Below are 8,294 nucleotides of genomic sequence, written 5' to 3'. Positions count from 1 at the left end.
AAAAATATTAGGGGTCTGCGCGTTGTAAAATCAATAAAAAATTATTTTATCAATATGCTTATTTCTGGAAATTACAGACTCTTTTAATAAGCCATCTATAACATCATATTTTTCTGCACTAAATGGACTGCCGCTAAACAAGGTTTGTAGCTCTAATGCCGTTCGCTCTGCCAGTCTCAATGGAAGTGCTAGGCAGCAATGATCCTCCATAAAACAGTAGACTAAATCACCGAAATATTCATCGATTGTGGCAGATAAACTACCCTTCCGGAATACGTTAGTATTGAAAATATATTCCTCTGGTTCGAAAAATGTATTATTCCTATAGTTAATGTCTTCTCTTTTTTTCATTATTCAATCATAGACGTTAATGTTGTCGATCACGTGATTGGTAAGAAAAATATCGTCATGCCCAAATTCTTTTAAGTAGGTAGCGATTACTGTTTTGTGATCGCCTCTTATCGATTCGCCATCACGCTTGCCTACATCTCGCTTAGTTGGCTTTTCGCCAATTTCTAGTTTAAGCGTATATATCCCAGCGCTTTTCGCAAAGCAATACCCGTTGGCCGCAAAAGAACAACGTAACAAATAGAATACACTATAGTAAAGTTTTACCACGGCCCACGAATGGAGCCCTCGATTAATAGCGTTTACAGCCTCAACGAGGCTTAAAATCGCTTTAAAATAGAGATCTTCAGTGTCCTCAATCAGTAAATTGTGGAGTGCCGGCAAATTGACTGCATTAACTTCGTATTTTAAAAATTGTGAGTTGTATGTTTTCCACTTTTCGACATCACTGCATCCTACCTCTTGCTCTATGAAACTTTGAACACGAAGCCTAGAATTCATAATGTTCTTGGTCCGGCAACGAGTTTAGCAAATTACTTTCCAGCAAGTCTCGAATTTTCTTTCTTGCAGTTTTCCCATCCTGCCCCTGCAATTGATCCCAAGTAATTAGCCCTTCAGTATCTAGAGAAATGAAATCTTTCATTGTCTTTATAGAAAACGAGCCTTTTTCCGCGCAGCGCTTAATCAACGAATCAAAAAAGAAATCCATAGCGCCATTAAAGCCTGCCGCTTTAATAAAAGGATTCTTATTGCCATCCCAAATTTTGGCATTGGAGTAATAGTCCCTTATGCAGCGAAAAAAATTCCAGACTGCTTGCCTTTGAGTATCGAGAGTTTTTAGCTTGTAGGTATAAAAGGTGCCGGTCGGAGGTTTAAGATGGTCTTTAATTGATGCAACAAACGTTGAGAGCTCAATGTACCCTTGGCCACGAGGACTACCTGGGAATTTCAATAATTTATATAATGGGGAAGTGGGATCATCGTTAAGTTCACGGGCTAAATCCGTTGCCCGGTTAGTGGCATGATTTTCGTCATCAATGACTTCACCAAATAAATCAAATATTAAGCTCTTCGGAACAGGCCGTTGCTCAGTATTGATATTTAAAAATATTCTTGCAGCTTGTTTGGTAGTTAAGCCTACACAAAGTGTAACAAGTATATCTCGATCTCCAATAGCAGGATCGGCTTCCATTGCCTGCTCCAAACCGGCCAATCTATGTTGCCCATCGATGACTTGTGCCGCAGCTGTTTGCAATGGTATTTTAATTACCGCGCTGGCCGCAAATGCGGGGCTGTAGTTTTCATCTGTCCAATTTAATATAAACGAATTGAAAAAAGTATTTCCGTCCATAATATAAGACTTAATATCATTAATCCGTCGGATGCTTAAAGGCCTTTGAACGGCGCCTACTTCGTCATCCTTACCTCTAACCGCTACATAAGATATCGTAACGACATCCCTAACTTTCATTGAGAATGTATATGTTGGAATATCCCCAAATTTGGTCATAAGAAATGCTGTCGAAAACGTCGGTAGGACATTTAACTTCGCAGTCTTCGACGCTGCCTTCGGCACAGGTTTCTTCTTAGCAGGATCCACCGAGGTGATCTTCTCTACAGCTTTTTTGGATTCAGTACCGGCCATGAAATCTCGCTTTTCCCTTGGTTGAGAAGGTTTTCGACGGAATAGTGCGTGTCGCACTTCCTTCAGTATGATGGAGAATATACCATTTTCTAGTAAAGAAAAAGCTCCCAGGTCGATAATGAGGGAAATTCCCAATATTAGTTTGCGTAAATTTTTTTGTTACTCGAAGGTGTTGGAAAAGGACGATTCTACGGTTAGCGCGCATCTACTGAGAAACCGTATTGCGGTAGCGACCTTGCGTCGGCTTTACTTCAACCAACCCCGGCGCAAAAACACCCACACCGGCGAAATCATCGATGCCACCATCAAGGTCAATGCCAACGGATAGCCGAACTTCCATTCCAGCTCCGGGAAGAACTTGAAGTTCATGCCGTAAATACTGGCGATCAGGGTCGGCGGCAGGAAGGCCACCGAGGCCACCGAGAAGATCTTGATAATCTTATTCTGGTTAATGTTGATGAAACCGACCGTGGCATCCATCAGGAAGTTGATCTTGTCGAACAGGAAGGAGGTGTGGCCGTCCAGCGATTCGATGTCGCGCAGGATCTGGCGCGCTTCCTCGAACTGCTCGGCGTTGAGCAAGCGGCCGCGCATCAGGAAACTGACCGCGCGCCGGGTATCCATCATGTTGCGCCGGATGCGCCCGTTCAAATCCTCTTCGCGCGCGATCGCGTTCAGGGCGGCGGCCGCATCTTTATCGGTGAATTCTTTTTGCAGCACCAGCCCGCTGACTTCTTCCAGATGCTGGTAAATCCCTTCCAGCGCATCGGCCGAATACTCGGCATCGGTGGCGTACAGGTCGAGCAGCACATCCATGTAGTCGGCGATCGACCCGGGGCGCGAGCGGGCGCGCATGCGCACCAGGCGGAATACCGGCAAGTCGTCGGTGTGCACCGAAAACAGCATCTTGCGCGCGAGAATGAACGCGACCGTGACCACACGCGAGGGGCCGTCGTCTTCTTCCAGCAGGAAATCGGTGCGCAGATGCAAGTCGCCGTTTTCCGCTTCGTAATAACGGGCCGACGCTTCGATATCCTTGACTTCGTCTTCGCCCGGCAAAATCACGCCGTAGATTGTCTTGACCCAGGCCCGCTCGTCGTCGGTCGGATCGGTCAGGTCGACCCAGACCGGCGCCACGTTTTCCAGATCCGCGCGGGACTCGATCGGTACCTGATTGAGTCGGCCATTTTGTAGGACAAATACGTTGATCATGCGCTTTCTCGGCCGGATTCAAAACAGCGCAAGTGTACCCGTTAGGCCTGAGCCCGGCCACCCCGAAACACTTAAATTGGCTCAGCGCAGCTGTTTTTCGATCATTTTGTCGATGGTGGGGCTGGAGCCCGGCGCGGCCTTCTCCAGCGGCGGCTTTTTCGGTGCCTCGAAGCCCTTGGTATCGTGGATCTCGATGACCTTGCTGGTGCGGTTGCCGGGCGTGCAATCGGTGTTGGAAATGACCGTCTTGCCGTTGATGATGCACTTGCGCATCACGCCGTCGCCCTGGCCGCTCACCTCGTTGACCGTCTTCCTGGCCGAGTCGATCAGCGTGCCGGCGGGACTGGCGCCGACCATCTTGCCGGCCTTGGCCGCGCCTTCGGCGAACAGATTGCGCTCGTAACGCATGGAAAACAAGGCGGCCATGGCAAGCGCGGCCAGCACGGCCGAGCCGGTGCCGACCCAGAACAGGGACATGGCGCCCTCCTGGAAACGGCGGGGATGGAACATGGTCATCTCCTGGTGAAGGATTAGGGCAATTCCGCCGAACTCATACGGTTGACGATCAGCGTGGTGCGCTGCGCCAGGTAGCTCGAACTGCGGTGCCGGTCGTAATAACGCGGATTGGGCAGCATCACGGCCAGTTTGGCGGCTTGTGCCACGCCCAGGTTGGCCGCGCTGGTACGGTAATAATAGCGCGAAGCCGCCTCGGCACCGAAAATGCCGCGTCCGAATTCAGCCACGTTCAGGTAAATTTCCAGGATGCGCTGCTTGCTCATGACCGTTTCAAGCATGAAGGCGATGATCATTTCCTGGCCCTTGCGCAGGTAGCTGCGCGAGCCGGACAGGAACAGGTTCTTGGCCAGCTGCTGGGTGATGGTGGACCCGCCGCCGACCACCTTGTGCTTGCGGTTGTTGCGCTCATAGGCTTTTTGCAGCGCTTCCCAGTCGACCCCGTCGTGCTCGGAAAAATTGGCGTCTTCCGACGCGATCACGGCCCGTTTCAGGTTCTCGGAAATGCGCTCGTAGGGCACCCATTGCTGCTGCAGCACGGCCTTGGGTTTTTTTTCGCGCATCAGCGCCAGCTGGTCGTTCATCATGCTGGTGCTCGAGGGATTGAACCAGGACCACCAGCACACCATCAGGAAGAAATACAGCTGGGCCAGGACGATCAGCAGCAAGGGGCCGAGGAAGATCCACTTGACCCAGCGCCGCCCGCCCGCCTTGCCGCCCTTGCTCATACGCCCAGGCGCAAGCGGTCCAGGATGGCCGCGGTCTCGGGACGGGCGCCGCGCCACAGCAGGAAGGCTTCGGCGGCTTGCTCGACCAGCATGCCCAGGCCATCGCGTTGGCGCGCGCCATGCTCGCTGGCAAACACCATGAAGGGGCTCGGCTCCTTGCCGTACATCATATCCAGCGCCAGCGTGCCGGCGCCAAAGGCGCTGCCCGGCACCGGCGGCAAGTCGCCGGCCAGGCTGGCGGAAGTCGCGTTGATCACCACATCGAACGGGCCGGCGATGTCCTCGAAGGCGCAGGCGGCCAGGCGCTGGTCTTGCGCCAACTGGGCGGAAAAGCGCTCGACCAGGGCCTCGGCCGTGGCCACGCTACGGTTGGCAATGGTCAGCTCGGCCGGCAAGGCGGCCAGCAGCGGCACCACCACGCCACGCGCGGCGCCGCCCGCGCCCAGCAGCAGCACGCGCTTGCCTTCCAGGTCGAGGCCGGCATTGCGGGTGATGTCGTTGACCAGCCCGGCGCCATCGGTATTGTCGCCAATGATGCCGCCGCTACTGTTAAACAAGAAGGTATTCACGGCACCGGCCGCGCGCGCGCGTTCGGTCAGGCGGTCGGCCAGGTCGGCCGCTTGCAGCTTGAAGGGCACGGTGACGTTGGCACCGCCATAGCCGGCCGCCACCAGCGCGCGCACGGTGGCGTCGAACTGGTCGAGCGGCGCCAGGCAGTGCTCGTAGAGCATGTCTTGCCCGGTTTGCAAGGCAAAGGCGGCGTGGATCTCGGGCGACTTGCTATGGGCGACCGGGTTCCCGATGACACAGTAACGCTCGCTCATCGCGCGTCGCCACGCAGCTCGGCTTCCAGCTTGTCTTCGCGCGTGAACTTGAAGCGCGTGATGATGACCCACAGGTCATCCTTGTCGGAGGACAGCATGTTTTTCGGGAAAGCCCCGAACGGCGCGGCGCGCCGCACGATGGCCAGCGCAGCCTTGTCGAGCGCCGGATTGCCGGAACTCTTTTCGATGCGCACCCCGCCATCTTTCTGGTAAATGCTGCCATCCTGGAAAATCGGAATGTACACGGTCAGCTCGCCGTACAGCTTCTTGCCGTCGCGCTGGGGGAAGTTCAGCGTACCGATATCCTCGACCCGCTTTTGCATGGTCTTGTAATAGATCGCGTAGCCCACCGCCTGGGTGCTCGGCGTGATGTAGGTCTTGCGCGGGCGCTTGTTCTGGTCTTCGATGCGCTGGGCAATCTCGGCCGTCTTGCGCGCCAGCGGGCGCGTGCTTTCGATCAGGTCGGCGCCGTCGCGCTCGGGATCGGGCTTTTCCTTCTCGGTGACCGGCGAGGCTTTCAGGGACGAGTCGCGCGTCTTGGTCAGCAGGTTTTGCTGCATCTGCTCAAGCTCGGTGATGCGGCGCAAGGTCGATTTGACGCTTTCGCCCGTCTCGTTCTTGTGCATGTCGGGCAGCGGCGAGGCGGCGCGGCCGCTCTCGGCATTGCCGCCGCCATCGAGGTTGGCCTGGGCCAGGGCATCGGCCTTGAGCGGCTTGTTGGCATGCTTGGCGTTGACCAGGATGACTTCGAGGCCGGGATCGGCCGGGGTCAGGGTGAACGCCTCGGGCGCGACGAAACGGACCGCCAGCAGGGCCGCGTGTACCGTGACCGAAACGGCGACGGCGATGGACAGGGAGCTTAAATTTTGCAAGTGCTTCACACGATACCGGGAAGAATCTGTTGAATCAGGGAACGGCCATTCTACATTCTAATGGCCGCCGTGGCGATGCTGACAACTGCCTAGCTGGCCGCCGGTTCACTGGTGATCACGGCCACCGCGCCTTCGGCTTCCGCCGCTTCCGTCGCGGCCGCTTCGCCGCTATCCGGCGCGACAGTGTCCGGCGCTGCCGCTTCCTCTTCCTCGTAGTCGAGGTCGGCATCGGCGGCGATCTCGCTGACCGCCGGCAATTCCAGCAGGCGCGCTTCGATCGTCAGGTCCAGCTCGTCCCAGCGCAGGATGTCGAGTTTGACCTGGGCCCCGCGCGCCACTTGCGGCATGCCGGGCAGGCGGATGATCAGCGGAATGTCGGCCAGACGCAACACTTCATCCTTGAGCACCACCGCGTCGACCTGGCGCTGGTCTTGCTGGCCGAGCCAGCGCAGGCACCAGTAGCGCTCCATGTTTTGCTGGTGATCGTTGTAGGCGGCGTAGGCGGCGTCGAACGCGGAGACGATCGCGAACAGGTTGGCGTCGCGCGGCTTGAACGGGGCCACCAGCGGGGCCGTCACGCCGTGCTCGGCGCAGGCCAGGATTTGCCACTGGTTGACCAGGTCGGTGTAGCGGCGCAGCGGCGAGGTGCTCCATGCGTACTGGTCCACACCCAGGCCCTGGTGCGGGGCGGCATGGGTGACCATGCGCACCTGCATCTTGGCGGCCCAGCCGGCGCCGCTGCCGGCGCCTTGCGAGCGGTAAATACCGGGCACGCCCGAGTCGTGCATCAGCTTGCCCCAGGTGCTGTTGGCGAAGATCATCAGCTCGGCCACGATCTTGTCGAGCGGCGCGCCGCGCTTGCGCCGCAGCACCGTGACCACGTCGTCTTCCACGTAGAAATTGAAGTCGACCCGGTTGTTTTGCTCGGGTTTGAGGCCGAAACCTTCGCGCTTGACCATGCGCGCCGCTTCCAGGGTGAGCGCCCACTGCCACAGAACGGCCATCTCGGCCTTGTGCGGATACTCGCCGGTGCCGGCGGCCAGGGCTTCTTCACTGACGACATCATCCAGGTCGTTGTTGCGCAGATTGCTCTTGATAGGCACCAGTTCGGCGCGGGTCACGGTCGACTTCACGCTCCAGTCGGCCGGGTCGATGGTGGCGTACAGCGACACCGCCGGGCAAGTCTTGCCTTCGGCCAGGGTGAAGGCGGCCACCAGTTCATCCGGCAACATGGTGATTTTGTCGCCCGGCATGTAGACGGTGGACATGCGCGCGCGCGCCATTTTGTCGATGGCGTCGTCGGGGCGGATGCCCAGGCCCGGCGCGGCGATGTGGATGCCGACCTGCACCATGCCGTCCGGCAGCGTGACGACCGAGAAGGCATCGTCGATTTCGGTGGTGGTGACGTCATCGATCGAGAACGCGGCCACGGCGGCCAGCGGCAGGTTGGCCGGCGCGGCTGGCACCGTCACCGCGGGAAAGCCCGAGCCGCGCGGGAAATTCTCGAACAGGAAGCGCGCCATGTGCAATTCTTTGGGCGACGCGATGCCGCCGGCGGCCAGCATCAGGCGCGGCGGCGTGGTGTGCAGTTCGTTGCAGGCGGCGTCGAGCGCCTTGAATTCGATGCTGTTCTTGTCCGGTTTGAACAGCAATTGCTGCACCAGCGCACGCATGGATTCCGGCAAGCGGTTGGCCTTGAGCTCGTCCACATAGCCGGCCTGGATCACCCCTTGCTGTTTCTTTTTCTCGATGCCGGCCTGGGCCGCGCGCAGGGATGCTTCCGGAGCCGCCTTGTAGCGTCCGCGGCCCTTCTTGTAGAAATAAATCGGGGCGCCATGCAGCGCCAGGATCAGGCCGGCGGCTTCCGACGGCAGCGGAGTGTGGCCGAAATACTCGGCGCCCAGCTCGGCGAAACCGAACTCTTCCTGGCCGGCGACTTCCCACAGGAACTCGAAATCGACGTCGGCGGCGACCGCCTTGGCCGCTTCCAGCAGTTCGGCGGCGGATGGCTTTTCGTACTGCAGCAGCACATCCTTGACCTTGACCTTGGTACGCTTGCCGCTTGGCATTTCGACCTGGTAGGCCTCGCCCGCTTGCGACAACACGGTGCCGACCTTGAAATCGCCGGATTCTTCAAAAAATAGATTCATGT

Annotated in this window: 9 protein-coding genes; all 9 read right to left on the bottom strand. The window is 57.2% G+C overall.

The genetic code is table 11. The annotated features are described in order from the left end of the window. Positions 1-30: 30 nt before the first annotated feature. The 9 genes from PO883_RS05920 to PO883_RS05880 all read right to left on the bottom strand — a co-directional run bounded on the left by PO883_RS05920 (position 31) and on the right by PO883_RS05880 (position 8,292). A complete protein-coding gene (locus PO883_RS05920) occupies positions 31-351 on the bottom strand; it encodes a hypothetical protein (RefSeq protein ID WP_289308904.1) in 321 nt (106 codons plus the stop codon). Between the two features lie 3 nt (positions 352-354). Further along, positions 355-849, bottom strand: coding sequence for a HEPN domain-containing protein (locus PO883_RS05915; RefSeq protein WP_289308903.1), 495 nt, complete (start codon positions 847-849; stop codon positions 355-357). Then, positions 839-2,128, bottom strand: a complete 1,290-nt coding sequence (locus tag PO883_RS05910) for a DGQHR domain-containing protein (RefSeq protein ID WP_289308902.1) — start codon at positions 2,126-2,128, stop codon at positions 839-841. The genes PO883_RS05915 and PO883_RS05910 overlap by 11 nt, the downstream gene beginning before the upstream one ends. A 111-nt stretch (positions 2,129-2,239) precedes the next feature. Continuing rightward, a complete protein-coding gene (gene corA / locus PO883_RS05905; protein ID WP_289308901.1) occupies positions 2,240-3,205 on the bottom strand; it encodes a magnesium/cobalt transporter CorA in 966 nt (321 codons plus the stop codon). Positions 3,206-3,286: 81 nt separating this feature from the next. Next, positions 3,287-3,715, bottom strand: coding sequence for a DUF4124 domain-containing protein (locus PO883_RS05900; RefSeq protein WP_289308900.1), 429 nt, complete (start codon positions 3,713-3,715; stop codon positions 3,287-3,289). Between the two features lie 20 nt (positions 3,716-3,735). Continuing rightward, positions 3,736-4,446 (bottom strand): monofunctional biosynthetic peptidoglycan transglycosylase, encoded by a 711-nt coding sequence (gene mtgA / locus PO883_RS05895; protein WP_289308899.1) that lies wholly within the window; start codon positions 4,444-4,446, stop codon positions 3,736-3,738. Continuing rightward, positions 4,443-5,270, bottom strand: a complete 828-nt coding sequence (gene aroE, locus PO883_RS05890; protein WP_289308898.1) for a shikimate dehydrogenase — start codon at positions 5,268-5,270, stop codon at positions 4,443-4,445. The genes mtgA and aroE overlap by 4 nt, the downstream gene beginning before the upstream one ends. Continuing rightward, positions 5,267-6,151: a TonB family protein gene (locus PO883_RS05885; protein WP_289308897.1), complete on the bottom strand. Its 885-nt coding sequence runs from the start codon at positions 6,149-6,151 to the stop codon at positions 5,267-5,269. The genes aroE and PO883_RS05885 overlap by 4 nt, the downstream gene beginning before the upstream one ends. A gap of 80 nt (positions 6,152-6,231) precedes the next feature. Beyond that, positions 6,232-8,292 (bottom strand): ribonuclease catalytic domain-containing protein, encoded by a 2,061-nt coding sequence (locus tag PO883_RS05880; protein ID WP_289308896.1) that lies wholly within the window; start codon positions 8,290-8,292, stop codon positions 6,232-6,234. Between the last annotated feature and the right edge of the window lie 2 nt (positions 8,293-8,294).

The organism is Massilia sp. DJPM01 (assembly GCF_030348125.1).
GTDB lineage: Bacteria > Pseudomonadota > Gammaproteobacteria > Burkholderiales > Burkholderiaceae_D > Telluria_A > Telluria_A frigida.
The sequence above is the reverse complement of the archived record's forward strand: the minus strand, read 5'-3'. Positions and strand labels throughout refer to the sequence as shown.